This window comes from Hyphomicrobium sp. (assembly GCF_036780825.1).
Lineage (GTDB): Bacteria > Pseudomonadota > Alphaproteobacteria > Rhizobiales > Hyphomicrobiaceae > Hyphomicrobium_C.
In genome coordinates this window covers 15302-40775 of record NZ_DAIQCD010000024.1, presented here as the reverse complement: position 1 = coordinate 40775, position 25474 = coordinate 15302, and the positions used below count along the sequence as shown (strand labels likewise).

23 protein-coding genes and 1 pseudogene are annotated in these 25474 nt (G+C 64.7%); 19 read left to right on the top strand and 5 right to left on the bottom strand.

The genetic code is table 11. The features are described from left to right. Positions 1-230 precede the first annotated feature (230 nt). The 12 genes from V7P99_RS10725 (at position 231) to V7P99_RS10670 (ending at position 12398) form a co-directional block, all read left to right on the top strand. Positions 231-1133, top strand: a complete 903-nt coding sequence (locus V7P99_RS10725) for a LysR family transcriptional regulator (RefSeq protein WP_333794811.1) — start codon at positions 231-233, stop codon at positions 1131-1133. Between the two features lie 167 nt (positions 1134-1300). Further along, complete coding sequence (gene leuC / locus V7P99_RS10720; RefSeq protein ID WP_333794810.1) at positions 1301-2710, top strand: 3-isopropylmalate dehydratase large subunit; 1410 nt, start codon at positions 1301-1303, stop codon at positions 2708-2710. Between the two features lie 111 nt (positions 2711-2821). Continuing rightward, a complete protein-coding gene (locus V7P99_RS10715) occupies positions 2822-3238 on the top strand; it encodes a metallopeptidase family protein (protein ID WP_333794809.1) in 417 nt (138 codons plus the stop codon). Between the two features lie 275 nt (positions 3239-3513). Further along, positions 3514-3990 (top strand): hypothetical protein, encoded by a 477-nt coding sequence (locus tag V7P99_RS10710; protein WP_333794808.1) that lies wholly within the window; start codon positions 3514-3516, stop codon positions 3988-3990. Between the two features lie 148 nt (positions 3991-4138). After that, entirely contained in the window at positions 4139-4570 is a 432-nt protein-coding gene (locus tag V7P99_RS10705; protein ID WP_333794807.1) for a hypothetical protein, read from the top strand. Positions 4571-4776: 206 nt separating this feature from the next. Next, positions 4777-5382 carry a 3-isopropylmalate dehydratase small subunit gene (gene leuD, locus V7P99_RS10700; protein WP_333794806.1) on the top strand — a complete coding sequence of 202 codons (606 nt, stop codon included), beginning with the start codon at positions 4777-4779 and terminating at the stop codon, positions 5380-5382. 122 nt (positions 5383-5504) lie between these two features. Next, positions 5505-6551 carry a D-alanyl-D-alanine carboxypeptidase family protein gene (locus tag V7P99_RS10695; RefSeq protein ID WP_333794805.1) on the top strand — a complete coding sequence of 349 codons (1047 nt, stop codon included), beginning with the start codon at positions 5505-5507 and terminating at the stop codon, positions 6549-6551. A gap of 254 nt (positions 6552-6805) precedes the next feature. Beyond that, complete coding sequence (locus tag V7P99_RS10690; RefSeq protein ID WP_333794804.1) at positions 6806-6997, top strand: hypothetical protein; 192 nt, start codon at positions 6806-6808, stop codon at positions 6995-6997. Positions 6998-7170: 173 nt separating this feature from the next. After that, complete coding sequence (locus V7P99_RS10685) at positions 7171-8670, top strand: FAD-binding oxidoreductase (protein WP_333794803.1); 1500 nt, start codon at positions 7171-7173, stop codon at positions 8668-8670. Positions 8671-8764: 94 nt separating this feature from the next. Then, the gene (locus V7P99_RS10680) at positions 8765-9985 is read left to right on the top strand and encodes an FAD-binding protein (protein WP_333794802.1); all 1221 of its coding nucleotides are present in this window, start codon (positions 8765-8767) and stop codon (positions 9983-9985) included. Between the two features lie 70 nt (positions 9986-10055). Beyond that, positions 10056-11429 carry a glycolate oxidase subunit GlcF gene (gene glcF, locus V7P99_RS10675; protein WP_333794801.1) on the top strand — a complete coding sequence of 458 codons (1374 nt, stop codon included), beginning with the start codon at positions 10056-10058 and terminating at the stop codon, positions 11427-11429. 117 nt (positions 11430-11546) lie between these two features. Then, entirely contained in the window at positions 11547-12398 is an 852-nt protein-coding gene (locus V7P99_RS10670) for a metallophosphoesterase (RefSeq protein WP_333794800.1), read from the top strand. 64 nt (positions 12399-12462) lie between these two features. Here the strand turns inward: V7P99_RS10670 and mepA are convergent, their stop codons facing one another. After that, positions 12463-13626: a penicillin-insensitive murein endopeptidase gene (gene mepA, locus V7P99_RS10665; RefSeq protein WP_333794799.1), complete on the bottom strand. Its 1164-nt coding sequence runs from the start codon at positions 13624-13626 to the stop codon at positions 12463-12465. Positions 13627-13957: 331 nt separating this feature from the next. On the opposite strand from mepA, the gene V7P99_RS10660 reads away from it, so the two are divergent. From V7P99_RS10660 to V7P99_RS10645, 4 genes are all read left to right on the top strand, one after another. Then, positions 13958-14602: an alpha/beta family hydrolase gene (locus V7P99_RS10660; RefSeq protein ID WP_333794798.1), complete on the top strand. Its 645-nt coding sequence runs from the start codon at positions 13958-13960 to the stop codon at positions 14600-14602. A gap of 284 nt (positions 14603-14886) precedes the next feature. Beyond that, on the top strand, positions 14887-15489 hold the full coding sequence (folE, locus tag V7P99_RS10655; RefSeq protein WP_333794797.1) for a GTP cyclohydrolase I FolE: 603 nt from the start codon (positions 14887-14889) through the stop codon (positions 15487-15489). A gap of 231 nt (positions 15490-15720) precedes the next feature. Next, positions 15721-16542: an SDR family oxidoreductase gene (locus V7P99_RS10650; protein ID WP_333794796.1), complete on the top strand. Its 822-nt coding sequence runs from the start codon at positions 15721-15723 to the stop codon at positions 16540-16542. Positions 16543-16699: 157 nt separating this feature from the next. Further along, positions 16700-17116, top strand: a complete 417-nt coding sequence (locus V7P99_RS10645; RefSeq protein ID WP_333794795.1) for a universal stress protein — start codon at positions 16700-16702, stop codon at positions 17114-17116. Positions 17117-17228: 112 nt separating this feature from the next. Here V7P99_RS10645 and V7P99_RS10640 read toward each other — a convergent pair. Next, positions 17229-17602: pseudogene (locus tag V7P99_RS10640) on the bottom strand (IS5 family transposase); the annotation flags it as partial. Between the two features lie 123 nt (positions 17603-17725). Then, positions 17726-19408, bottom strand: a complete 1683-nt coding sequence (locus V7P99_RS10635; RefSeq protein ID WP_333794794.1) for a L,D-transpeptidase — start codon at positions 19406-19408, stop codon at positions 17726-17728. 369 nt (positions 19409-19777) lie between these two features. Between V7P99_RS10635 and panB the strand changes: the two genes are divergently transcribed. From panB to V7P99_RS10620, 3 genes are all read left to right on the top strand, one after another. After that, positions 19778-20647, top strand: coding sequence for a 3-methyl-2-oxobutanoate hydroxymethyltransferase (gene panB / locus V7P99_RS10630; RefSeq protein ID WP_333794793.1), 870 nt, complete (start codon positions 19778-19780; stop codon positions 20645-20647). 264 nt (positions 20648-20911) lie between these two features. Next, complete coding sequence (locus tag V7P99_RS10625; RefSeq protein ID WP_333794792.1) at positions 20912-21652, top strand: tetratricopeptide repeat protein; 741 nt, start codon at positions 20912-20914, stop codon at positions 21650-21652. 71 nt (positions 21653-21723) lie between these two features. Then, on the top strand, positions 21724-23091 hold the full coding sequence (locus V7P99_RS10620) for an outer membrane protein assembly factor BamB family protein (RefSeq protein ID WP_333794791.1): 1368 nt from the start codon (positions 21724-21726) through the stop codon (positions 23089-23091). A 153-nt stretch (positions 23092-23244) separates the two neighbouring features. On the opposite strand, the gene V7P99_RS10615 is transcribed toward V7P99_RS10620, so the two are convergent. Both V7P99_RS10615 and V7P99_RS10610 read right to left on the bottom strand, forming a co-directional pair. Then, positions 23245-23655, bottom strand: coding sequence for a hypothetical protein (locus V7P99_RS10615; protein ID WP_333794790.1), 411 nt, complete (start codon positions 23653-23655; stop codon positions 23245-23247). 174 nt (positions 23656-23829) lie between these two features. Beyond that, positions 23830-25428 carry a phytoene desaturase family protein gene (locus V7P99_RS10610; RefSeq protein WP_333794789.1) on the bottom strand — a complete coding sequence of 533 codons (1599 nt, stop codon included), beginning with the start codon at positions 25426-25428 and terminating at the stop codon, positions 23830-23832. Positions 25429-25474 lie beyond the last annotated feature (46 nt).

Genomic DNA, 25474 nt, shown 5'->3' with positions numbered 1-25474 from the left:
TGAGCGCGGGGGGCGCGGCTGAAAGACGGACGGGCCGTAGAAGCTTCTGATTTATAAGCAAACAGCCATGCCGTTGCCACCGGAAGCGGGCGGGCTGCGGTGGAACGGCGCTGCTATGCAGTTTTCGATGGTTTACCCCTGAGCGATATCAAATAATCGCAAAGCTCGGCAATTATACGTGTGCAGGCAAAGCGCATCGGGCGCCGGCCGGCGCCAGCGGAAATGGTATCATGGATTGGGATAAGCTTCGGATTTTCCACGCGGCGGCGGCCGCCGGCAGCTTCACGCACGCCGGGGAGGCTCTCCACATGAGCCAGTCGGCTGTGAGCCGTCAGGTATCGGCGCTCGAGAGGGATCTCAAGGTCTCGTTGTTCCATCGCCATGCGCGCGGCCTCGTGCTGACGGAGCAGGGCGAGCTCCTCTATGCCACCGTGGCGGAGGTGATGACCAAGCTGCAGACGGCGGAAACTCTGCTCGCCGACACGACGACGAAGCCGTCCGGCCTCCTTTCCGTCGCCTCTCCGGTCGGCCTCGGTACGGTGTGGGTGTCGCAGCGTCTCCGGGAGTTCATGGATCTCTATCCGGAAATCCGGATCGAGCTTCTGCTCGACGACGATCAGATCGATATCGCCATGCGCGCCGCGGATGTGGCCATCTGGACGCGAGAGCCGGAGCAAGCGGATCTCATCCGCCGGCCGCTTTTCACCGCCAGCGTACGGCCGATGGCCTCGACCAAATACACCCGCCGCTTCGGCGTGCCGGAGACCTTCGCGGATCTCGATAGCGGGGGCCATCGGGTGTTGTCGTATAGCGGCCAGACGGCGCAGCTCCTGCCGGCGATCAGCTGGCTTGAGAGGGCTGGACGGGAAGGGGAAGAGCTGCGTGAGCCGGTGTTCCGAACCAACAGCGTGGTGGCCATCAAGCAGGCCGTGCTGGCGGGCATCGGCATCGGCATGATTCCCGATTACATGAGCGAGCAGGATGGCGATCTGGTGCCCGTGCTGACCAAATGCGGGACCGAGAAGCCGACCCTGCCGGTTCTATTCGTCTATCCGGAGGAGCTCAAGGGCTCGAAGAAGGTGCAGGTGCTGCGCGACTTCCTGGTTGCGAAGGCCCGCCATTGGCGCGATTGACGGCGCCGCCCACCGGTGTGGGCCGCTCAGCCTTGGGCTGATTTGCCGGAGGTTCGTGCTTCGGCCTACAGGACGCGGCTTATTGGCATCTTAAGGGCGGCTAATTTGCAACCCGGCGGCCGAAACGCTATTTGAGACGAGGATTTCCCTTATTTCGAGCCCGCATCATGGCCAAGACGCTCTACGACAAGATCTTCGACGATCACATCGTTGACCAGCAACCCGACGGCACCTGCCTCATCTATATCGATCGCCATCTCGTGCATGAGGTGACGAGCCCGCAGGCGTTCGAGGGGCTGCGCATGACGGGCCGCAAGGTGCGGGCGCCCGAGAAGACGCTGGCCGTCGTGGATCATAACGTGCCGACGACGGACCGTACGCGCGGCATCGCGGATGAGGACAGCCGGATCCAGGTGGAGACGCTGGCCGCCAACGCCCGCGATTTCGGCGTCGAATACTTCAACGAGCTCGATAAGCGGCAGGGGATCGTGCACGTCGTCGGCCCCGAGCAGGGCTTCACGCTGCCCGGCACGACGATCGTCTGCGGTGACAGCCACACGTCGACGCACGGCGCCTTCGGAGCGCTGGCGCACGGCATCGGCACCAGCGAGGTGGAGCACGTGCTCGCCACGCAGACCCTGGTGCAGAAGAAGGCCAAGAACATGCGCGTGACCGTGGACGGCGCGCTGCCGCCCCACATCACCGCCAAGGACATCATCCTCGCCATCATCGGGGAGATCGGCACCGCGGGCGGCACGGGCTCCGTCATCGAGTATGCGGGCGAGGCCATCCGCAGCCTGTCCATGGAAGGCCGCATGACCGTCTGCAACATGTCGATCGAGGGCGGTGCGCGCGCCGGTATGATCGCGCCGGACGAAAAGACGTTCGCCTTCATCAAGGACCGTCCCAAGGCCCCCAAGGGTGCCGCCTGGGACATGGCCATGAAGTATTGGGAGACGCTCTATTCGGACGAGGGCGCGCACTTCGATCGTGAGGTAAAGCTCGACGCGGCCAAGCTGCCGCCCATCGTCTCCTGGGGCACGAGCCCCGAGGACGTGGTCTCCGTCGCCGGCACGGTGCCGAACCCGGATGACGTCGCCGACGAGAACAAGCGCGCCTCGATGCAGCGCGCGCTCGAATACATGGGGCTCACGTCCGGCACGAAGATGACGGACATCCCGCTCGACGTGGTGTGGATCGGCTCATGCACCAACGGGCGTATGGAGGATCTGCGCGAGGTGGCGAAGATCGTCGAGGGCCGCAAGATCGCAAGCCGGCTCGCCTACGCGATGATCGTGCCGGGCTCGGGCCTCGTGAAGCAGCAGGCCGAAGCCGAGGGACTCGACAAGATCTTCAAGGCAGCCGGGTTCGAATGGCGTGAGCCTGGTTGCTCGATGTGCCTCGGCATGAACCCGGACCAGTTGAAGCCGGGGCAGCGCTGCGCCTCGACGTCGAATCGCAACTTCGAGGGCCGGCAGGGCTATAAGGGCCGCACGCATCTGGTGTCGCCCGCCATGGCGGCCGCGGCGGCGCTGGAAGGCCATTTCGTCGACATCCGGACGTGGCAGCCGGCGTAGGATCTGCTTGCGCGCTTTCCGAAGCCCGCAAGATGCCCCGCTCGGGCTTGCGGTTATCGGCGCAAAATGCCTATCTCTCCCGTCGCATAATCACTTCGGCGGGAGAGCGCTATGGCGGGAGAGCGAGACTGGAGAACGGCGACACCGCCGACGCTCGCGGATTTCGAGAACATGGCTGCGGCGGCGTGGGAGCGGATCGAGCCCCAGTTCCGTGACGTGTGCGGCGATCTCGTCATCCGCATCGAGGATTTCGCCCTCGATGAGGTGCTGGACGAACTCGGCATCGATAGCCCGTTCGATCTCATGGGGCTTTATCAGGGCCTCTCGCTCGACAAGAAGAGCGTGCTCGACGCGCCGCGCGAGCCGGACATGGTTTTCCTCTACCGGCGCGCGATCCTCGATTATTGGACGGAGAGCGGCGAGCCGCTGGGCGATATCATTGCGCACGTCCTCGTTCATGAGATCGGCCACCATTTCGGCTTCTCCGACGACGACATGGAAGACATCGAGCAGCAGGTCGCGCATTAGAGCCGCGCCGATTCTGGCCGACTTTTCCGGAAGCGCGCGCGGTTGCGACTTCGCTTCTCGTAGAGCGGTGCGATGCGGGCGGTAATTCCGCCACAGCGGACGAGCGCTCTTGCCGCTTCCGGAATATCGGGCCGGGTGTTAACTTTTGCCCGCCATGTTCGTGCTGCTAGGTAGTCCTCAGGGCGCGCGGGGTGTCGCGTAGAGGTGATCATTTGACGACCGTTTGCCGTTCGGCGAGCCGACGCTTTCTCAACATTTCTTTTGGCATAGCTTTTTTGATCGCCGCGCTTCTGCCGGCGACGGCCTTCGCCGACGATATTCCAACTCCGGAGGAGTATGCGGAGCACGTGGGCGGGGATGCGCATGTGGTGCCGCCGGGAGAACTCACGCTCGATGGCCGCCAGCAGATCTGCGGACAGCGGCCGACTGTGATCGACAGCCAGCTCGACGACTATGGCGCAGCCTATCCGGGCTTCCTCATCCTCAACCCGCGGCTACTGGCCAAGGTCTCGACGCCGGTCAAGATGTGGATCTATGCGCACGAATGCGGGCATCAATTCCGCGGACCTGATGAGGAAACCGCGGATTGCTTCGCCGTGCAGCGCGGGCGGCGACAGGGATGGCTGGATGAAAACGGCCTCGAGGAAATCTGCGCGTTCATCTCCCCGTCCAAGGGCGACAGCATGCATTTCTCTGGCTCGCATCGCTGTGAGTACATGCGCAAGTGCTTCGCCGACCCGGCGATACGCTAGAGCCGTTTCCAGTTTCCACTTTTCCGCTAGCCGGGAATCGTTTCCGGCCGGCGCAGCGGTGCGTGTTGCATTCGCTTAGGGTGTTTTATCCCCACGGGCAGGGGCGCGCCTATGCTCGGGCTTTTCAGGTTACCGATCGGCTCGGCGCATGTACCCCGTGGAATTTGCCAAGCGGCTGCTGCTCATCGCTGAGACCGTCAATCGCTGGGGCGGTGCGCTGGCGGCGCTCGACCGCAAGCGGCGCGCCAAGGTGGCCCGCTATGCCGAGGCGATCGCCGATACGCTCGGCCGGGCAGCGCAGTTCTCGGCGCGGCTCGCAAAAGCGCCGAGCGATAAGGCGGCGCAACGGGGGCTCATTCGGGAGTTCGGACGCATCACCGGCTATCTCGAAACGCTGGTGGGCGTGCTGCAACACCATCTTGACGGGCGAAAGCTGGCGGGCGTTAAAAGGCGGCTTGAGCAACTCGGCCCAAATCCGGGGAATGCTGCGGGCGACACGGCGGCTACCGGAAAGCGGGTTGACCGGCTGCTCGCGGCCGAGGGGTACTTCCGGGCGCTTGCCGACAGCCTCAACGTGTAATCCGGCATTTGAAATACGCGCGGCAAGCTCGTATCGAAGGGGCTGCGAGCGGTTCTCGAACCAGGTCGCGGCGCGTCCTCGGAAGAAGAACGAGTTATGGCGTGCTTCGAGTTTCGTTGGAGAGACTGATTTCCATTCTCGATGCGAGCCCAAAAGAGCGCTCGCCTTACAGTCGATCGGGCTTCAGACCTGCGGGAAAAGAAAGAATGCAGAAATTTACCAAGCTGACGGGTGTTGCCGCTCCCTTTCCGCTCCGGAACGTGGATACCGACATGATCATCCCGAAGCAGTTCCTGAAGACAATCAAGCGCACGGGGCTCGGCAAAGCGCTATTCTATGAGCTGCGCTACGATCAGAACGGCAACGAGATCTCGGAGTTCGTGCTCAACAAGCCTGCCTACCGGGGCGCTGAGATCCTGATTGCGGGCGAGAATTTCGGCTGCGGCTCCTCCCGCGAGCATGCGCCGTGGGCGCTCCTCGATTTCGGCTTCCGCTGCATCATCGCGCCGGATTTCGCCGACATTTTCTACAACAACTGCTTCCAGAACGGCATCCTGGCCATCAAGCTGCCGCAGGCCGAAGTCGACAAGCTCATGGATGACGCGGAGCGGGGCGCCAATGCGCGGCTCACCGTCGACCTTGAGGCGCAGGAAATTCGCGGCCCCGACGGCGGCGTCATCCGCTTCGAGATCGATCCCTTCCGCAAGCATTGCCTTCTTAACGGATTGGACAGCATCGGCCTGACGCTCGAGAAAGAGAAGGCGATCCAGGATTTCGAAAGCCGCAATGCGGCAGCCCGGCCGTGGGCCTGACGCCCGGTCCTCCCATCCAGGACACCGCACGTCGTCTATGGGGACTGAGGGGTGCCTCGGATTGCGGCGCCCCTGCCGAATGTGGTAGGGGCCGAACTGGTTCAGGCAGCAGCAGGACAGCCATGCGCGTGGGATGGTTCTCCGCCGCCGTGTCGGCGCTGACGCTTCTTGCCGGGGGCCCCGCCCTCGCAGGTGGGCCAGCCCTCGTGTTCGATCCTTCCGACGGAATGGTGCTCTATGCGGAGGGTGCCGACGATCATTGGCACCCGGCGTCTCTGACCAAGATCATGACGGCCTACGTGACGTTCGAGGCCCTCAAGAGCGGCAAGCTCACGCTCGCGCAGCGTATCCCTTACAGCGAGAGAGCCCAGAGCCAGCCGCCGAGCAAGCTCGGGCTGCATGTCGGCGCGACGCTCACCATCGATCAGGCGCTCAAGGCGCTGATCATCAAGTCCGCCAACGATGTCGCGGTGATGCTTGCCGAAGCGATTGATGGATCGCCGGCGGCCTTCGTTGCGCATATGAACCGCACGGCGCAGCGGCTCGGCATGACGCGCACAATGTTCGTCAATCCCAACGGGTTGCCGGCTCCGGAGCAGGTCACGACAGCACGCGATCTCGCCAAGCTCGCGCGGGCGACTATCAGGGATTATCCCGAGCATCTCGCCTACTGGTCGATGTTCAATGCCAAGATCGGAAAGATCCTGATCGGATCGCACAACGGGCTTCTGCGCTCCTTCCAGGGCGCGGACGGTATGAAGACGGGCTTCATCTGCGATTCGGGGTTCAATGTCGTCGCTAGCGCGACCCGGGACGGGCGTCAGATCATGGCGATCGTGCTCGGCGAGCCGACGAGCGGGCAGCGAACGCTTCGTGCGGCAAGCCTGCTCGAGCATGGGTTCGAAAGCTATCCTTGGAAGCAGCTCTTCAACCATGCCCGCAGCATCGATGCTATGCCGATCGCCAGCGATGCGAAGGCGGTCATGAGCGTGCGCAGGGACGTGCGTTCGTTTGAGTGCGGAACCGCGCGCCGTAACAAGGCGCCGGCCAGGAAAATCAAGAAGAAGGCTCCGCCGGCTGATACCGCTGCTGGGCAGAAGCACCCGCGGGCGGACGTCCCACCCAAAGCGGCGAGCGTGGCGGCCGGAGCTGGCGCGAGCGCGAACTGAGGCTTGACGGCGCCGGACAGAGCCGGTGCCAACCTGAGACAGTCGGCGCGTGACCTCATCTTCCCTCCCTCAAATTGGGACAGCCGTTCTTCCGGCCCTCCCGCCCCCGCCTTGAAATACCCGGGAAATCAACCGCTTCGCTGGTGCCGCTGCAAGGGCCTGGCTGGCGCTGAATTTGCTTCCATTTCTTCGTCCGCCAACGGTTTCCAGGATCTGCAATGCCGCGCGCACGTCGAACGAAGAAAAAAGATGGAGTGTCCAAGGTGAAGGACGCCGAGCTCATGGCCGTCGTGCTCGAGGGACGGCACGGTGTATTCGCGGCGGAGGTCGCGGATTTTTTCGCTCTCCTGCATCGCCAGCTTGGCGATGCGGGACGCTCGCAGGCATGGGGGGGCGTGGCGCGGACCGTGCGACGGCGGGAATACGATCGCTTGCACGTTGCGTAGCAACGCTGGGTGCTTCGCGCGTTTCAATCCACGTTAGACCGCGCCATGGGCGCGTGCGTTGTTTCCGGTAGCGCGCCCAAGGCGTGACCTGAATCTTGCCGCCTCTCCCGCCGCATGCGAGACTCGCCGCTTCAGAAGAAGCCGGTTCTGCGCCCGCGGAGAGGAATGCCAGGATGTCGTCGATCGCGCTGCCAGATCCCGATCCCGAGATCGTCGGGCGGCGGGACCAGATCGTAAAGGACCTCGTGGCGATCAGCGGCGCCGAGAGCGTGATCGCTGACGACGATGGGCGGCGCGCCTTCGAGACCGATGCGCTGACAGCCTATCGCCAGATGCCGCTGGCGGTGGTGCTTCCGACCACGACCGAAGCGGTCGCCAAGGTTCTGAGGTATGCGCGCGCCAACGGTATCCGCGTCGTGCCGCGGGGTGCGGGCACCTCGCTTTGTGGCGGGGCGCTGCCGCTTCAGGATTCCATCGTGATCGGCGTCTCGAAAATGAGCCGCGTGCTCGAGATCGATTACGAGAACCGCTTCGCGCGCGTCGAGGCGGGTATCACGAACCTCGCGATCTCGGATGCGGTGGCGCCGGAGGGCTTCTTCTATGCGCCGGACCCGTCGAGCCAGCTCGCCTGCACGCTGGCCGGCAATTTGGGGATGAACTCAGGAGGCGCCCACTGCCTCAAATACGGCGTCACCACCAACAACGTGCTCGGCATCAAAATGGTGACCATCGATGGCGAGATCATCGAGATTGGGGGCACGCATCTCGACGCTGAAGGCTACGATCTTCTGGCGCTCGTCATCGGATCGGAAGGGCAGCTCGGCCTCATAACGGAGGCGACCGTGCGCATCCTGAGAGCGGCCGAGGGGGCGCGGCCCATGATGATCGGTTTCGATTCCTCTTCGAAAGCCGGCATGTGCGTGGCGAGGATCATCGCATCGGGAATCATTCCGGTGGCGATCGAATTCATGGACAGGCCGGCCATCGAAGTCTGCGAAGCCTTTGCGAAGGCCGGCTATCCGACCGACGCCGAAGCCCTGCTGATCATCGAGGTCGAGGGGTCCGAGCAGGAGATCTCCGATCGGCTCGCCTATATCGCCAGCATCGCACACGAGCTCAATCCGCTGTCGCTCGTGGTCAGTGCATCGGAGGAGCAGAGCGCGAAGATCTGGAAAGGGCGCAAATCGGCGTTTGGGGCCCTCGGGAGGTTGGGCGATTACTACTGCATGGACGGCACCATACCGCTGGCCCACCTGCCGCATGTCCTCGATGAGATCGCCGAGATCTGCCGGCGCCATGGACTTTCGGTGGCCAATATCTTCCACGCCGGCGATGGCAACCTGCATCCGCTCATCATGTACGATGGGGGCAAGCCGGGCGAGACGGAGCGGGCGGAGGCAGCGGGAGCGGAGATCCTGAAGCTCTGCGTCGCTTCGGGGGGATGCCTCACGGGCGAGCATGGCGTCGGCATCGAAAAGCGCGATCTCATGCGCACGCAATTCACGGATGAGGACATCGCCGTGCAACTGCGCATCAAGTCTGTGTTCGATCCCGAATGGCTTCTCAACTTTGGCAAGGTGTTTCCGCTCGATGCGGTTGAGGCTGTCCTGACGCGGCGCACCGAGGAGGCATCTCTCGGGACATCCGAAGGCCATCCGGCGGAGGCGGCGTGACGACGATGGCGTCCGACATAACACACATGGCTTGCGCTCCGCTGCGCGAACCGGATGACGTGATCCGGCGGCCCCACCATCCGGGGCTGCGCGCATGAACGACATCATGCGGCCTGCGACCGAGTGGGAGCTGAAGAGCATGATGGCGGCGCTTGCCGAGCGCGCGATCCCGGTCGAGGTCCTCGGGGCGGGATCCAAGCGCGGCATCGGCCGCCCCGTGATCGCGCCGGTTGCGCTCACCACGGGCGCCATGCGCGGCATCTCGCTCTATGAGCCGGCTGAGCTGGTGATGAGCGCGCGCGCGGGCACGCCGCTGGCGCAGATCGAAACGGAACTCGCCTCGCGTGGGCAGATGCTGGCGTTCGAGCCGATCGACATCGGGGCCGCGCTGGGAGTCGGAGTTGGACTGCAGACCATCGGCGCCGTGTTTGCGACGAACCTTTCGGGATCGAGACGCATCGCTGCGGGCGCGGCGCGCGACCATCTGATCGGAATGCGCGGCGTCAACGGGCGCGCGGAGATCTTCAAATCCGGCGGGCGCGTCATGAAGAACGTCACCGGCTATGATGTGGCGCGTGGGCTCGCCGGGAGCTGGGGGACGCTGGCCGTCATCTCAGAGGTCACCTTCAAGGTTCTGCCGCTGCCGGACGATGTGGCGACGCTCGTCTATCCCGACCTGACGGAAGATCTCGCGGTCGAGCTGATGAGCAGTGCGCTCATGCAGCCGTATGAAGTGTCGGGCACGGTGCACCTGGCGCCGGCGCTCGCCTCGCGTCTTGGCCACAAGGCGCTCGGCGGGGAGGCCCGCGCCCTGACGGCGATCCGCGTCGAGAACTTCGCGCGCTCGGTCGCCTACCGCAAGGGGAAGCTCAGGGATGCGCTGAAAGTCTTTGGCGCGCCGCTTGAGCTCGATCTTGAAAGCTCTCTCGCATTCTGGGGCGAGGTGAGGCGGCTCTCCTTCTTCCCGGCAAACGGAGCGCATCTCTGGCGGATCTCGACAACGCCGAGCAGGGCGGCGGCTCTCGTCGCGGCGGTGCGCCGCCATATGCGGGTCGAGACGTTCTACGATTGGTCGGGGGGCCTCGTGTGGCTGGAGACGCCGGCATCGGCCGATGCGGCGAGCGCCGATATCCGCCGCGCCGTTGCCAGCCATGGCGGCCATGCGACGCTGATCCGCGCCGATGAGACGGTTCGCCAGTCCGTCGACGTGTTCCAGCCGCTCGGGCCCGCGGTCGACCGGATCACGCGCGGAATCAAACACGCGTTCGATCCGATGCGGCTGCTCAATCCTGGACGGATGTACGCTACGGTTTAAAGCATGTTCACTCGCGTTGGAATGTAAGAGACGCCGGCCCGATCAAGGGTCACCGCCCGAAAGACGGACGATGCAAACGAACTTCGCGCCTGAGCAGCTTTCCGATCCGCGCATCGCCGAGGCCGAGCGGATCCTGAGGCGCTGCGTGCATTGCGGGCTCTGCACGGCGGTATGTCCGACGTATGTGCTTTTCGGCGACGAGCGCGACAGCCCGCGCGGGCGCATCTACCTGATCAAGGATATGCTGGAGCGCGGGCGGGAAAAGCCGCCGACGCCGCAGGTGCGCCACCATGTCGATCGCTGCCTGACATGCCTTTCATGCATGACGACGTGTCCGAGCGGCGTCGATTACATGCACCTCGTCGATATCGCGCGGGCCGAGATCGCGGAGCGCACGACCCGCAGCTCCAAGGAGCGGATGCTGCGGCGGCTCCTCACCTTCGTCATTCCGTATCCGCGCCGCTTCCGATTCGCGCTCAAGATGGCGCCGCTGGCACGGCCGCTGATCCCGCTCCTGGAGCGCTTTGGTCTCAAGGAGGCGGCGGCCATGCTGGCGCTGGCACCCGTTTCGCCAGCTCTGCGCAGTGGCCGCTTCCTCGGCCCCGGCACGGCGGTGACGCACGGCACGCGGCGCGCGCGCGTGATCTTGATGACGGGTTGCGTGCAGCAGGTTCTCCGGCCCGACATCAACGACGCCACCATTCGCCTGCTCGCGCGCCGCGGCGTGGATGTCGTCGTCGCGGATGGCGCCGGCTGCTGCGGGGCGGTGGTTCAGCACATGGGCGAGGCCGAGGAGGCGAAAGCCTTCGCGCGGCGCAACGTGGATGCCTGGTGGAAGGAAATCGCACGCGGCGAGGTGGACGCCATCATCGTCAATGCTTCGGGGTGTGGAACGACGGTGAAGGACTATGGGCACATGCTGCGCCACGATCCGGCCTACGCCGAGAAGGCGAAGCGTGTCTCGAGTTTGGCCAGGGACGTTGCGGAGTTTCTCTTCGACTACAAGCTTGGCGCGCCGGAGCGGTGGTCGGGGCTGCGGGTGGCCTACCATTCGGCGTGCTCGCTGCAGCATGGGCAGCAGATTCACGATGAGCCGAGGGCCCTCTTGAAGCAGGCGGGCTTTGCGGTCGTGGATGTGCCGGAAGGGCACCTCTGCTGCGGCTCGGCCGGCACTTACAACATCCTGCAGTCCGAGATCGCCGGGCAGCTCAAGGCGCGCAAGCTCGACAACATCCGCGCCACCCGGGCCGATGTGGTGGCAGCCGGCAACATCGGCTGCATCACGCACCTTGAAAATGCGAGCGACACGCCGTTCGCCCACACCGTCGAGCTCATCGATTGGGCCTATGGCGGGCCCGTGCCCGTTGGGCTCGAGCATCTCGCCGGCTATATGACCGATGTGCCGAAACCCAGGCGGCAGGTCGAGGACTTCATCGAGACGTAATGGTTGGCGCTTACACGATGCGCGCGGCGCCCCGCCGTGGAGCGATGTGCCGCTTTGCAGCGCAGGGATGGAGCAGGCTCGTCGGATATATCTTCAACTTTTCCGGAATTGCGCTACATGAGCAACCGCATGACCGGAACTGAAATCGACGACAGGGCTTTCGACCGCTGCGATTTGCGCGCAGACAGCGGTCCATTCGACATCATCGGAGACGTGCACGGATGCGCGGGCGAACTCGAGGCCCTGCTCGCCGCGCTCGGCTATCGCGTGCGCTGGAGCGGGACGCACGGCGACGTCCGGGTCTCGGTCGTGCCGCCTCTCGGGCGCAAGGCTGTGTTCGTCGGCGATCTCGTCGACCGTGGACCTCGCGCACCGGATGTGCTGCGCCTCGTCATGAGTATGGTGCGGGGCGGCTCGGCCCTCGCAGTGCCTGGCAACCATGACGTGAAGTTCCAGCGCTGGCTCGACGGAGCCGACGTGAAGGCAAGCCACGGCCTCGACCGCACCATCCAACAGCTTGCGCACGACCCCAAGACGTTCCGGATTGCTGTCCGCGATTTTCTCAAAGAGCTGCCGATCTATCTCTGGCTCGATGGAGGGCGGCTTGCCGTGGCGCATGCGGGCATCAAGGAAGGAATGATCGGCCGCCTCACAGGTGAAATTCGCCGCTTCTGCCTTTACGGGGAGACATCCGGCGAGACTGACAAATTCGGCCTGCCGATCCGCTATCATTGGGCGGCGGAGTACAAGGGGCGAACGTCGATCGTCTACGGACATACGCCGGTGCCGGATGCCGGCTGGGTCAACAATACCATCTGCATCGATACGGGATGCTGCTTCGGCGGCAAGCTCACGGCGCTGCGCTGGCCGGAAAGGGAGATTGTGACGGTTCCGGCGGCCAACGTCTACACAATGCCAGTGCGCCCCTTCGGGCATCCTCCGCTGCGGCCGGGCGCGGTGGTGGCCTAAGAGGATTTGGGAGAGCGTAATGAGAGACGCGCCTCCGAGAGGTTGGATCCCGATGAACGTCAGCTCAGTTCGTTGACGCCTTGGTCGGGGACGGAACAGTCTTGGCTGGCGCCGGTGCGGCCGTGCTGATCGTCTTGTCCTTCTCAGGCGCGGCGTTCTTGCTCCGGTCGACGACCGCGGCGGGCTTGGTCGGAGGCTGGTGTCCGCCCGCAGTCAGCACCGCCCCGCAGTCGGGCGGCAGATCGGCAAGCGTGATCTCCGGCTTCGGCGGCGCGGGCTTGGCGGGCTTCACCGGCGGCTTGGCTGCGGTCGGGGGAGGCTTCGGCTTGGGCGCAACGCGCTTCAGCCAGTCGGCCAGCTCCGTTCCGCATCCGTCGCCGCTCGGAACGGGAGCCTGGCTCCGGCAGTTGGACGAGCCCTTCGGGCAGCCGATACGCACATGGAAATGATAGTAGTGGCCGAAATAGGGGCGAACCTTGTTGAGCCAGCCACGGTCGGTTCCGGCTGCTTCGCAGAGGGCCTTTTTCAAAGCCGGGTGAACGAGTATGCGCTCGACCTCCGGGTAGGATGCGGCGCGCTTGATCAGCTTCACCTGCCCTTCGCCCCAGACCTTGGGATCCACTTCCCCGGCGTTCCTCAGCATGGAGACAGCCGACATGTCCTCCCGCTCGCGGCGGGTGAGCTTGCGGTCGGGCATCGGCGTGAGCCAGATGTCGGCGTCGAGGCCGACCTGATGGCTCGCGTGGCCGGAGATCATGGGGCCGCCGCGCGGCTGGGACATGTCGCCCACCAGAAGACCCGGCCATTCACCGGCAGCGGTGGTCTCGCGTGCGAGGCGCTCGATCAAGGCGACGAGGTTCGGGTGCCCCCAGTTGCGGTTGCGCGAAAGGCGCATCACCTGCCATCCCGGTCCGTTGACGGCGATCGGCTCGCCGCCGGCGAGGCAGCCCTTGGCGTACCAGCCGATGGCCCGGGCTTCGAGAGGGGCGGCGGTCTTCACCGTGCCGAAGAGTTGCTTCGCAGTGAGAGCCGGCTTGGCGGGCTTGCTCGACGCCGCCGGCTTGTCCGGTGTGATGGCGGCGGCTTTTGCAGCCGGAGGCGGGGGCTTCGGCATGGGGACGCCCACGGCGCTTGCCGGTGGTGATGCTGCTGGGCGTTGGGCTGGCTTTGGAAGCGGCGGCACGATCGCGTCGCCGGCTGCGTGCTCCGCAGCGGCTTCCGCCGTCATGGCAGCCGGCGCGTGCCATGTGCGGCCGAGCTCGGCATGAACAGGATCCGGAGGCGCTGGCGCGTCCGCGCTCCATGCGGCGCTGGAAAAAAGCGCAAATGGGACTGCCAGCAACCATGCCGGCGCTACTGCCAGCCGCGCCGAAGGCGGCCGTGTCATGTTGCGTCGGGCCAAGGGCACGATCCCCCGCGTCAAATCACATAGCGCATCTTAGCCGAGGGCAGGGCCAAAATGCGACCCTATAGCGTATGCGCTCTGGTCGGCATGGAATGGGCCCCCGTGAACGCCGTCCAAGCTTGCGCGGATTCGACCCGTCCTATCGGAGGCGCTCATGACAACGTTCCTTATCGCGGGTGAGACGAATGCGGGGGCGACGCTGTTGCTGGCTCCCGGCGCCGGTGCACCGGTGACGAGCCCCTGGATGAGCCGGATGTCGGATCTCCTGGCTGGGATGGGCCTCAGGGTGCTTCGCTTCGATTTTGAGTATATGGCGGAGCGGGAGACCTCAGGATCCCGCCGCCCGCCGCCAAAAGCAGAGCGCCTCGTTCCTGAGTATGAAGCCGCCGTTGCGGCCGCCCGTGAGTCTTTCGGCCGCGGCGGGCCTCTGCTGATCGGCGGCAAGTCGCTCGGCGGGCGGGTGGCGAGCCTCGCGGCCCAATCGCTGTTCGATTGCGACTCTATCGCTGGGCTCGTCTGCCTTGGCTATCCGTTCCATCCGCCGAAGAAGCCGGATCAGCTCAGGACCCGACATCTCATTCCCCTGTCATGCCCCACTTTGATCGTGCAAGGCGAGCGCGATCCGTTCGGTGGGCCTGAGGAGGTGGCCGGCTATGGCCTGTCACCCGCAATCACCGTGTGCTGGGCCGCTGATGGCGATCATGACCTCGCGCCCCGGCGCCGCTCCGGTGCAACGCTTGACGGGAACCTCGAGCGGGCGGCGCAGGAGATCCTCCGGTTTGTGGAAACGCTTGGTTAAGCAAACAAGCCTGCGCTAGGACGACGGTGTTGCTTGCGGCGTGGTGCCGCGCCGCCGTTAAGCATGACGGTGGCTTGACCTTATCGGCGCGCGCAATTTCCCGGGCTATTCTTTTCCTTTCCCCCGGGGGCGACTATGTTAAGGAAGCCCCCGCCCTACGGGGTTCTTCGTCGGCGTCCCCGTGTGGCCGCCTTTCCTTCAAATTCTGATCCGGAGCCAACGTGCGCGCGTATTGTTCGCGTCGACCAATAAGGCTCCACGGGACATAGGCAAACGCCCCAGCCATGAAAAACAAGCTCGTCAATATTTCAACTTCAGAGGCACCGGCGCCAACGCGCGAAGAGGCGGAGGCAGCCGTTCGCACGCTTCTTCGCTGGGCGGGCGACAATCCTGAACGCGACGGGCTGATCGAGACGCCGAAGCGTGTGGCCAAGGCGTTCGAGGAGTATTTCCGGGGCTACCGCGACGATCCCGAGGCGATCCTGCAGAAGACTTTCGAGGAGACCGAAGGCTACGACGAGATGATCGTGCTGCGCGGCATCCGGTTCGAGAGCCATTGTGAGCACCATATGGCGCCGATTATCGGCCGGGCGTGGGTCGGCTATATTCCGAACGGCCGCGTCGTCGGCATCTCGAAGCTTGCGCGCGTGGTGGAAGTCTATGCGAAGCGCCTGCAGATCCAGGAGAAGATGACGGCGCAGATTGCCAACGCCATTGAGTCCGCGCTGCAGCCCCAGGGTGTGGCGGTGGTGATCAAGGCCGAGCACCATTGCATGACGACGCGTGGCATCCATAAGCCTGGCACGGACATGGTGACGAGCCGCATGCTTGGCATCTTCCGCGACAGCGCGATCACGCGGCAGGAATTCCTGACGATGATCGATTAAGGGCGTTCACTCCGCATCCGATCGCAACGTGAACGCGCTGCGGGACTTTGCTTGAGAGTATCACGCACCTCGATGCGGGCTCTCCAGTCTCTGCTTGTCTCCCGAGGACGGCTGTTCCCGCTCGCTTCCGGCAAGACGGCTCGCATCTCACTCGATCAGCTACCTGAGCCTTTCCATCAGTCCCAACACCGCCGGGCTGTCTCGGCGGCCTTGTTACACCGAGGATCCGCGTTGAACGCCGCTAATAAAACCGTGCTGATTACAGGCGCCTCGACCGGGATCGGACGGGCTGCGGCAGAACTGTTCGCCGCCAAGGGCTGGACCGTCGCTGCCACGATGCGGACGCCGGAGAAAAGCAACCTCGGCACCGTGTCGGACCGCATCAAGCTGCTCAAGCTCGACGTGACAGATCCTGCTTCGGTCGAGCGCGCCGTCGAGGACGTGATCGCCCAATGCGGTGGCATCGACGTTGTGGTCAACAACGCGGGCTATGGGCTGATCGGGCCGTTCGAGGCGCAGAGCGACGATCAAATCCGCCGCCAGTTCGAAACCAACGTCTTCGGGGTCATGAACGTCACGCGCGCCGTTCTCCCGCATATGCGCGAACGGCGGCAGGGGCGCATCGTCAACGTCGGGTCTGCGGCGGGGCGACTGACGCTGCCGCTCTATTCTATGTATTGCGCGACGAAGTGGGCCTTGGAAGGCTTCTCCGAGGCGCTTTGGCTCGAGCTGCGCCAGCACAATATTAAGGTCAAGATCATAGAGCCCGGCATGATCAAGACCGACTTCTTCGAGCGCTCGCGCGAGGTGGCGACAAAGCCGGGCCTCACAGCCTACGACGAGTTCGTGTCTCTCGTGATGCCCAATCTCCAGGCCTGGGAGGATGCGGGCGCCGAGGTCGACGTCGTGGCGCGCAGCATCTGGCGCGCCTCCACCAGCATCTGGCCGCGGCTCAGGTATCAGCCCAACGCCACGCTCGCGGTGTGGGCGCGCGGGTGGGTGCCCGGCCATCTCGCCGTGCGGCTGGTACGGCGGCTCTTCAATGCGTGGTAGAACTGAACAATCGCGCTAACTCTTTATAGCAACTAATAAACTCGTCAGATTGCGCTCGATCGGCGGCATTGACCTTGCGCAATGTCGCTTGCCACGTCGCGTGAGATCATTTTACCCTGAATAAACAAATATACATCCAACGAAAGAGGGTCGGAAAATGATCAAGGTTCTTTGCGCTATTGACGACACCGAGCACAGCCTGCCCGCCATCGATTTTGCCGCCAAGCTTGCCAAAGGATTGGGTGGGGAACTGACGCTCGTGGCGGTCAATCAGCTCATCGGCGGATACGGCCGCGGCGGCCCTCCGGTTCTGCTCTGGACCGAAAGCGACGCAAGGCGCGTCCTTGCCGATGCTGCGGCAGAAGCCCAGAAGCGGGGCGCGCCTGATGTTCGCACGGAGCTGATCGAAAGCCGCGATCCGGCTCAGGCGATCATCTTCCATGCGGAGCAGAATGGGTTCGGCCATATCGTGGTCGGGACGGGCGGCAAGGGCGCTGTGCAGCGTCTCGTACTCGGATCGGTATCGCGTGACGTCGTCTATCGCGCCCATTGCCCGGTCACGGTTGTCCGCTGAGCGCGGTTTCATTGCTGAAAGACGAAACTCTGAAGCCGTTCCAGTCTCATTGCGGAGCGGCTTTAGAGCCGTTCCGCTTTAGATGGAATCGGGGAGCGGTTCTAAGTTTTTGTTTGGTCGTGCGCCCGCCGCGGGAACGGCCGATAGCTTGCGCTTCCGCCCCTCTTTTCCGCCGGCTGCCGAGCGGTGCGTCTTGGCGGTTGTCGAGTCGATGCTGTGAAACGCGTCCGCCGAGACCTCACGTAAAGCCTCGAACAAGCGGCGCCAGACGGCACGGCGCGACCATCGGTTCCAGCGATTGTAGAGCGTCGCGTGAGGCCCGTATTCCGGCGGACAGTCACGCCAGCGGCAGCCCGATTGCAGCACATGGATAATGCCGCTCAGCACGCGCCGGTCGTCAACGCGGCGCGCGCCCGGCTGGTTCTTGGGAAGATGCGGTTCGATCGCTTTCCACTGCGCGTCGCTCAGCCAAAATCCGTTCGCCATGATCCAAGCTCCGATGTTTCAGAGCTTGAACCACTGTTCGTTGGAAAAGCAAAGGCCTGATTGGGTTCGGAGCCTAGCGGTGCGCGCGGACATACGCATCGATGGGGCGCCTGGGCGGAGCTCTCAGCGGATGGGCACGATGAAATCCGTGTAGGCTCCGGTTTCGTTGCCGATCCCGAGGTCCGAGATGACGAGAGAGGAGCCGGGCTTCATCACGTCGGCAATCTCGGCGCGCACGTCCTCGGAGATCGTGAGCCGATCGAGGGCTGCGGCAGCGGTCTGGGCCTTCGGATCGAAGATGGGCTCGGGAGCCGGCCGGCTCGCTTCCTTGCCGGTCTTGCGCCGTGCTTTCCGGGAAGGGTCGTGGGGAACCGTCACCACGTTCCAGACCATGTCCATCCTGTTCTCCGTAAAGTCCAGCGCGGTAAAGACGTGTGTTCCGATTGGCTCGTCCGGGCGGTCGATCGTCACCGGCGCATCGAGCACGTCGTCGTACCCCTGGCGGATGTAGAGCCTCTGCTTGGCGCGGCTGATGAACACCGAGACGGGACGGTCCCGTATGGCGTCGCGCTTCTCTGCCGCTTTCTCCTTGGCCAGCCCCTGCTTGAGCGCGGTTTCGGCCTCGTCCAGCGCATCCGTTGCGGCGCTTAGGCCGATCTCGGCCTCACGTGCGGCGGCTTCGGCCTTCTGTAGTTCCGCCTGGGCTCTTATGTGGGCGTCCCGAACCGCTTCGATCTCGCCCGGAAGGCGGGCGACCCGCTCCTCGAGCGCTAGCCGGCGGGCGATACGCTTGGAGGCCTCTGAGGCCTCGGCCTTGCGGTCGGACGTCTTTCGTTCCGAAGCGGTTGTAGGGAGATCGGCGAGGGCCGCTTCTCCCTCCGCGAGCGAAGCCTCCAGCGTGCCAAGCTGCTCCTCGAGCCGGGCCGCCTCTTCGCGCGCGTCAGCCAGGGTCCGGTGCGCCGCATCGGCGGTCTTGTTCGCCATGGCGAGACGTATGTCCCGCTCGGCCCTCGCGTAGCCGGCGGCGCGGATGTCGGCCAGGAGCTTTCCGGCCTCGAGGCGGCGGCGCTCGCGGAACCGGTGTTCCATCGCATGGGCGTCCGTCCAACCCTCGAAATCCGTCGCGGATCCCGTCGCCGCCACGACAACGCTCCCTGAGGCGTCTGCAACCTTCGTTGTCTGGGCAACATCGGTTCCGGCGGCGATATCGTCTTCGGGCGGGAACGCGGTGAAAAGTCGTGCGTGCACGATCGGCTTCGGCGCCACCGGATCGCGGGTGACGATGACGCGCGTACCGAGCTTGGTCATCCCGAAAAGCTTCTTCGAGAAGCCTTGCGGAAGCCGAATGCAGCCGTGCGAGGCCGGATAGCCCGGCAGAACGCCGGCGTGCAGCGCTACGCCCGACCACGTGAGGCGCTGCATATTGGGCATGGGCGCGCCCTGATAGATGTTCGAATAGTGCATCCGGCGCTTCTGAAGGATCGTGAAGACGCCGGTCGGCGTGGCGTAGCCCGCCCGGCCGGACGAAACGGGCGCGGAGGCCACCGGACCGTGTGCATCGTAAATCGTGAGGCGTTGGCGCGAGAGCGAGATGTTGACGACGAGCGGGCCTTCGGCGCGGCGGCTGGCACTCTCCTCTTCTCTCGGCTGGGGCTTCTCCTGGGAGGCTTTGGAGCGGGCTGTGGCGGTTGGCTTTTTCCGGGCCGTATAGGAGGAGGGCGCATCCCAAAAGCCAAACAAATCCTGCGCGCTGGCCGGCGGAACGGGGGAGCCCGCGCCCATGGCGAGAAAGGCTGTGCTAAGCATAGAGAGCGAGGCGGCGCCTAGCGCGCGGGCGAGCCTGGTGGACCGATGCGGTCTCGCGAAAACATGCACCACCATGCAACCATCCCTGCAGCCGTTACGCAAAAATCAGCCGTCACAAGGATTGACATAAATCGGCTAACGCTCAGTTAGCGGGCCTTTAAGGTTATCATCGGCACGCTTGCGCAAGCAATTTGCGCGGCCTCGCCAAAGGCTGATCTTGCGGGATGGTGTTGCCCAATCTCAACTGCGGAGGTCTCGCAAGCGCGTGGCGTCCGCAGGAGACGCCATACTTTGTTCGGGTCACGGCCGAGTGGCGTTCCAAAGCGGTGAGGTTTAGATTCCGCATGCATACCAGGAGACGCTGACGACATGTCGCTGCACGCGCAGACCCATCGCCTGATGGCACCCGATATCGCCGCCATGAAACGGGTGAAGCCGATCGTCGCGCTGACCTCGTATCATGCGCACACGGCCGCGATCGCCGACAAGTACTGTGATCTCCTGATCGTGGGAGACAGCCTCGGCATGGTCATGCACGGCTTCGAGACGACCGTGCCAGTGACGCTCGATATGATGATCGTGCACGGCCGGGCAGTCGTTCGCGGAGCCAGGCGCGCGCTGGTCGTCGTGGACATGCCGTTCGGGTCCTATGAGGAAAGCCCTTCCGTTGCGTTCCGGAACGCCGCGCGCGTCATGAAGGAGACGGATTGCGGGGCGGTGAAGCTCGAAGGTGGGCGGCGCATGGCGGAAACTACACGCTATCTCGTCGATCGAGGCATCCCGGTGATGGGGCATATCGGGCTTACGCCGCAGTCCATCAATGTTCTCGGGGGCTTTAAGACCCAGGGTCGGACGCGCGACGAATGGCCTGCCATCGAGGCCGACGCGCTCGCGCTTTCAGATGCCGGGGCCTTCGCGGTGGTGCTCGAGGCGATGTCGGCGCCGCTGGCCGCCCGGATCACGGAGCAGGTTCCAATCCCGACCATCGGCATCGGCGCCTCTTCGCACTGCGACGGGCAGGTCCTGGTCATGGAGGATATGCTGGGCCTTTCGCCCAGAGTACCAAAGTTCGTGAAAAAGTTCGGCGCCGTGGCGACGGCCATCGAGGATGCCATCCGCGCCTACGCGGAGGAGGTGGGCGCGCGCCGCTTTCCGGGGACCGAGCATACTTATGCCATGAAGGATGAGCCGCGAGACCTCGCCGCAGTCACGAAAAAGCCGAAAAAGTTGAGCACTTAGAGCCGTCCCCGATTCCACTTAAAGCGGGACGGCTCTAAGAACGGCGGCAGACTGGAGAGCCTTGGCGTCGGTTCTCTGCTCCCAGATCGGAGACAACCTGGCGGAGAAGGTGGGGGAACCGTCCACTCGCCATTTGCCCTTGCGGGCGCTGCCGCGCTATCAAGCGTGTCCTGATTGGCCCAATCAAGGGGCCACCGCGCTGCCAGCCTATCGTCGGGCATTCGGCAGCCAGCCTGCCAACCCATAGCTGAGGCACGGAGCTTCATGGTCGACAATAACGACGCGCTGTTCCGCGAGGTGGAAGAGGAACTGCGCCGCGAGCAGTACGCAAAGCTCTGGCAGCGCTACGGGACCTACTTCATCTTGGCGGCCATCGCCATCGTGGCGGTGGTCGCAGGCAGCAAGATCTGGGAGGCCCAGCGTCATGCCAACGCCAACGCGGCCGGCGCCCGGTACGAGGTCGCGGCCCAGCTCATGAACTCGGGCAAAACCGAGGAGGCGGCGAAGGAATTCGCGGAGCTGGCGGAAGCTGGGCCGAGAGGGTATGCCACGCTGGCCAGCCTTTCCGAAGCCGGCGCGTACCTCAAGCTCGACAAGCGGGCGGAAGCGCTGGCGGTTTTCGACAAGTTGGCCAACGATTCCAGCGCCGATCCTCTCCTTGCGAACTTCGCGCGCCTGCAGGCGGCATCGCTGCGTCTGGGGCAGGCCGACTTTACGGAGATGGAGAATCGGCTCAAGCCTCTGACAGCGGCAGAGAATCCCTGGCGTTTCACGGCGAGCGAGCTGCTTGCCACCGCGGCACTCGAAGCTGGCAAGCGTGACGAGGCGCGCAGTCTGCTCACCCCGCTTCTCGCCGATCCGGGGCTCGGCCAGGGCGCCAGTGAAAGGGTCCATCGCCTGATGGCCAAGATCGCGAGCGAGGATCTGGCCAATTCGAGCGCTCCGGCGCCGGCTGCAAATGCTGATGCAGCCAAGAGCACAGAGACACCTGCTCCGGCCCCCTGATGGCCGGCTTCCGAGGTTTCAATATGGTGCGCGATCGCTTGGGCCGGATTGCAACATGCGTGGCGGTCGCCATGGCCGCGGCCACGCCGCTTGCCATCAGCGGCTGCTCGGAGAGCTTGCCGAGCCTGCCCAAGGTCGGCGAGCTCAATCCATTCAAGGAGACGACGCCGCCGCTGCCGGGGAAACGGATTGCGGTGCTGCCGGCGCAAGAGCGCAACGTGGGTGAGCTGGCGGAGGCGTCGGGGCCCATCGCGCTCCCGCCGCCGCAGCTCAACGAGGTTTGGGCGCAGCCGGGGGGCGTGCCGAGCAACGCGCCGGGGCATCTTGCTCTTTCCGGCAGCAGCCTGCGCCAGGCCTGGACCGCGAGCGCCGGCCGCGGCACCAGCAAGGTGGGCCGGGTCTCGGCCAGTCCGATCGTCTATGACGGCAAAATCTTCGCGCTCGATTCTGGCGGCGTCGTTGCCGCGTTCTCCCTCTCGGGCGGATCGGCGCTGTGGACGGCCTCCCTCAAGCCCACCACGGACAAAACGGCGGGCCCCAGCGGCCTCACGGTGGCGGCGCAGAACATCCTCTACCTCACGGCGGAGGACGGCGGCGGGTATGGCGGCGGTATTGCGGCCGAGGGAGGACGCCTGTTTGCGGCCAGCGGTTACGGCACCGTCATTGCGCTCGATCCGGCTTCGGGCAACCGCATCTGGGAGAAGAATCTCGGCGTGCCGGTGCGCGTCGCACCGACCGTGACGCAGGACCGCGTGTTCGTGCTGACCGTGGAGGGTCGCCTCTACTGCCTTTCGACCATCGATGGAGCCGAGCTGTGGGTCGTGCGCGGGCTGCCACAGTCGGCGAGCCTCGGTCTCAACGCCAGCCCGGCGGTGGACGGCGACGTTGTCGTCGTGCCGTATCCGACGGGCGACCTCGTCGCCTTGCGCGTGGCCGACGGCAGCGGTCTGTGGTCCGAAAGCCTTTCGCGCTCGCGCACCACGTCGCAGCTTGCGTCCATGAGCGACGCTGCCCGCCCGGTCATCGATAACGGCATCGTTTTCGCCATTGGCCATGGCGGGCGCATGGTCGCCACGAACGCCAAGAGCGGTGAGCGCCTCTGGTCGCTCACCATCCCCGGCGTGCAACCGCCGTTCGTTGCCGGTGACAGCGTGTTCGTCGTCGATACGTCGGGGCTGCTGATGGCCCTTCACCGCACGGACGGGCGCACGCAATGGACGCTCAAGCTGCCCGGTTCCAAGACGTGGGCGGGACCGGTGCTCGCGAACGGTACGCTGTGGCTCGCCTCTAAGGAGGGACAGCTCGCCGGCGTGGACGCCGCCACGGGACGCGTCACGGGCCAGATGGCCATCGGCGGCGCGGTCTACATTCCGCCGGTCGTCGCGCAGGGCAAGATGTTCGTGCTGACCGACGAGGCCAAGCTCGTCGCCTTCAATTAGAGTGCTTCCGGAAAAGTGGGAACCGGTTTTCCGAGAAGAAGCACGATTAAACAAAAACTTAGAGCCGTTCCCCGATTCCACTTAAAGCGGAACGGTTCTAGACCAACTTCCCCCAGGTAGGGTCATCAGGGTTCAAACGTGTGTCCCGCCCGGTCAGGCGCATGCGGCCAAGCGGACGGTGTTGGAGCCGTCGTGTGTCGGCATGTGCGGGGAAGGCGCATGCTGCTGCGGCTCGCGCATGGGCCGCCCGGCCTGGAAAGGTGGCTGGCCGCCAAGGGCGCTGCTCACGATCTCCTGGTCCATCCCGTGCTCAAGGCATTCGTGGGCGAGATCGTGGGCGTACTTCACCAGCGCCTCGTGGGTCGCGGCATGGAATGCCTCGATGAACGCCGCGCGGGCACGGCTGCCGCCCACGAAGCCCTCATTGCCGATCAGTTCGATCGTATATTCGGTGCCGGAAAGCCGCGTGACGCCGAGGATCAGGTTACGCACGGCGCGCAATTCCCGCTCGAACTCGAACGCCAAGTCCCGTTTCATGGCCATGTAGATCGAAAGCTTGCCCATCTCGCAGCTCCTCAGAATCATTGCGATTCACTTAACTCGAAGCTCCGCTGAATGGCTTTACAAACCGTTAAATCCGGACCCGGATTGATACGATTTTTCGCTGCTATATCATATGTTTGATAGCTCACATGCGAGCCTAAGGGGGCATAAAAAGGAGATTTTTCAGGTCCTTTTTCACCGCAACCGGCGCTTGAAATCACGAATGATTTCGCGTGCTGCATTGTGCCCCGGAACACCGGTGACGCCACCGCCGGGGTGGGCACCGGACGCGCAAAGATAGAGGCCGGGCAAAGGCATGCGGTAATCGGCGTGGCCAAGGACGGGACGAAGCGCGAAGAGCTGATCGAGCGAAAGGGCGCCATGGAAAATGTCGCCGTCCATCATGCCGAAGCGCTCCTCGAGATCGAGCGGCGAAAGCACTTGGCGGGCGAGGACAGCCGAGCGGAAGTTCGGCGCATGCCGCGTCACCGTGTCGATAACGAGATCGGCGAATCGTTCCTTCTCGGCAGGATCGGCCCAGGAGCGCGGCGCCGGCAGGTGGGGCGCCACATGTTGCACGAACAGGCTTGCCACGTGGCGGCCAGGCGGCGCGAGCGTGTGGTCGAGCGTCGAGGGGATCAGCATCTCGACCACCGGCTCTCTTGACCAGCCCTCGATGCGGGCGTCGAGCCAGGCGCGCTCCAGGTAATCGAGTGTCGGGCCGATGACGATACCGGACCCGAGGTGCTCGGTTCCGTTGCGGTTCGGGCGGCAGGTGAAGTCGGGCAGCTCCGACAGCGCGACGTTCATGCGGAACGTGCCGGAGCCCGATTTCAGCGTCGCGAGGCGGCGGTGGATCGCGGGCGCGACGGCGCCCTCGGGCACGAGGCGCGAGAACAGGAGCTTTGGCGGCACGGCGGCAGCGATGGCGCGCGCACGGATAAGCTCTCCATCGGCCAAGACGATACCTGCGGCGCGGCCCTTCTCAACCGCGATTTCACGCACAGGCGCAGAGGTGCGGATGGTGACGCCCCGTTCGACGGCAGTGGCGGCAATGGCGGCGCTGATGGCGCCCATGCCGCCGACGGCATGCCCCCACACGCCGGCCTTGCCGTTCACCTCGCCGAAGCAATGGTGGAGCAGCACGTAGGCGGTGCCCGGCGTCGACGGTGCGGCATAGGTGCCGACAATGCCATCGAAGGCGAATGCGGCTTTGACGATGTCGCTCTCGAACCAGCGGGCGAGGAAATCCGAGGCGCTTTCCGTGAAAAGGCCCGCGAGGTCACGTTGCGCCTCACGGGGCAGCTTGAGGATCGAGCGGGAGAGCCGCGCGGACTTCCAAAACGCCGGCAAGCCGCCGCCGGCATTGGGTGGCGTTTCGAGAACGAGCCCCTTCAACACGGCGGCCGCGCGGTCGAGGGCGGCGTCGTAATCGGGAAGGCGCGCCGCGTCGTGCTCGGAAAAGGCGGCAATGGCGCGCTGGCGCGCGGCGAGGCCGTAGGGCATCAGCAAGGCGCGCTCCGCATCCACCGGCCAGAAATTGGCCACCGGACGCTCGACGACGCGAAGTCCATGGCGCGGCAGGTCGAGGTCGCGGATGACCTTCGGGTTCAGAAGGCTCACGGTGTAGGCGGCAACCGAGTTGCGGAACCCGGGCGCGAACTCCTCCGTGAAAGCGGCGCCGCCGACGTTCGCATTCTTTTCCAGCACGACGACCTTGAGGCCCGCGCCCGCCAGATACGCCGCCGCGGTGAGACCGTTGTGGCCGCCGCCGATAATCGCCACGTCATGCACGCTTCGCTGCCCTCCCGGTTGCTTCCGAGAGGACTACATCGGGGCG

Excerpts from the sequence above, each read along its gene's own strand:
- V7P99_RS10615 (WP_333794790.1), bottom strand. The coding sequence starts at position 23,655 with ATGGGCAAGCTTTCGATCTACATGGCCATGAAACGGGACTTGGCGTTC.
- V7P99_RS10685 (WP_333794803.1), top strand. The coding sequence starts at position 7,171 with ATGTCGTCGATCGCGCTGCCAGATCCCGATCCCGAGATCGTCGGGCGG.
- V7P99_RS10715 (WP_333794809.1), top strand. The coding sequence starts at position 2,822 with ATGGCGGGAGAGCGAGACTGGAGAACGGCGACACCGCCGACGCTCGCG.
- V7P99_RS10660 (WP_333794798.1), top strand. The coding sequence starts at position 13,958 with ATGACAACGTTCCTTATCGCGGGTGAGACGAATGCGGGGGCGACGCTG.
- V7P99_RS10695 (WP_333794805.1), top strand. The coding sequence starts at position 5,505 with ATGCGCGTGGGATGGTTCTCCGCCGCCGTGTCGGCGCTGACGCTTCTT.
- glcF (WP_333794801.1), top strand. The coding sequence starts at position 10,056 with ATGCAAACGAACTTCGCGCCTGAGCAGCTTTCCGATCCGCGCATCGCC.
- panB (WP_333794793.1), top strand. The coding sequence starts at position 19,778 with ATGTCGCTGCACGCGCAGACCCATCGCCTGATGGCACCCGATATCGCC.
- folE (WP_333794797.1), top strand. The coding sequence starts at position 14,887 with ATGAAAAACAAGCTCGTCAATATTTCAACTTCAGAGGCACCGGCGCCA.
- V7P99_RS10705 (WP_333794807.1), top strand. The coding sequence starts at position 4,139 with ATGTACCCCGTGGAATTTGCCAAGCGGCTGCTGCTCATCGCTGAGACC.
- mepA (WP_333794799.1), bottom strand. The coding sequence starts at position 13,626 with ATGACGGCGGAAGCCGCTGCGGAGCACGCAGCCGGCGACGCGATCGTG.
- V7P99_RS10645 (WP_333794795.1), top strand. The coding sequence starts at position 16,700 with ATGATCAAGGTTCTTTGCGCTATTGACGACACCGAGCACAGCCTGCCC.
- V7P99_RS10725 (WP_333794811.1), top strand. The coding sequence starts at position 231 with ATGGATTGGGATAAGCTTCGGATTTTCCACGCGGCGGCGGCCGCCGGC.
- V7P99_RS10625 (WP_333794792.1), top strand. The coding sequence starts at position 20,912 with ATGGTCGACAATAACGACGCGCTGTTCCGCGAGGTGGAAGAGGAACTG.
- leuD (WP_333794806.1), top strand. The coding sequence starts at position 4,777 with ATGCAGAAATTTACCAAGCTGACGGGTGTTGCCGCTCCCTTTCCGCTC.
- V7P99_RS10620 (WP_333794791.1), top strand. The coding sequence starts at position 21,724 with ATGGCCGCGGCCACGCCGCTTGCCATCAGCGGCTGCTCGGAGAGCTTG.
- leuC (WP_333794810.1), top strand. The coding sequence starts at position 1,301 with ATGGCCAAGACGCTCTACGACAAGATCTTCGACGATCACATCGTTGAC.
- V7P99_RS10680 (WP_333794802.1), top strand. The coding sequence starts at position 8,765 with ATGAACGACATCATGCGGCCTGCGACCGAGTGGGAGCTGAAGAGCATG.
- V7P99_RS10670 (WP_333794800.1), top strand. The coding sequence starts at position 11,547 with ATGAGCAACCGCATGACCGGAACTGAAATCGACGACAGGGCTTTCGAC.
- V7P99_RS10635 (WP_333794794.1), bottom strand. The coding sequence starts at position 19,408 with ATGCTTAGCACAGCCTTTCTCGCCATGGGCGCGGGCTCCCCCGTTCCG.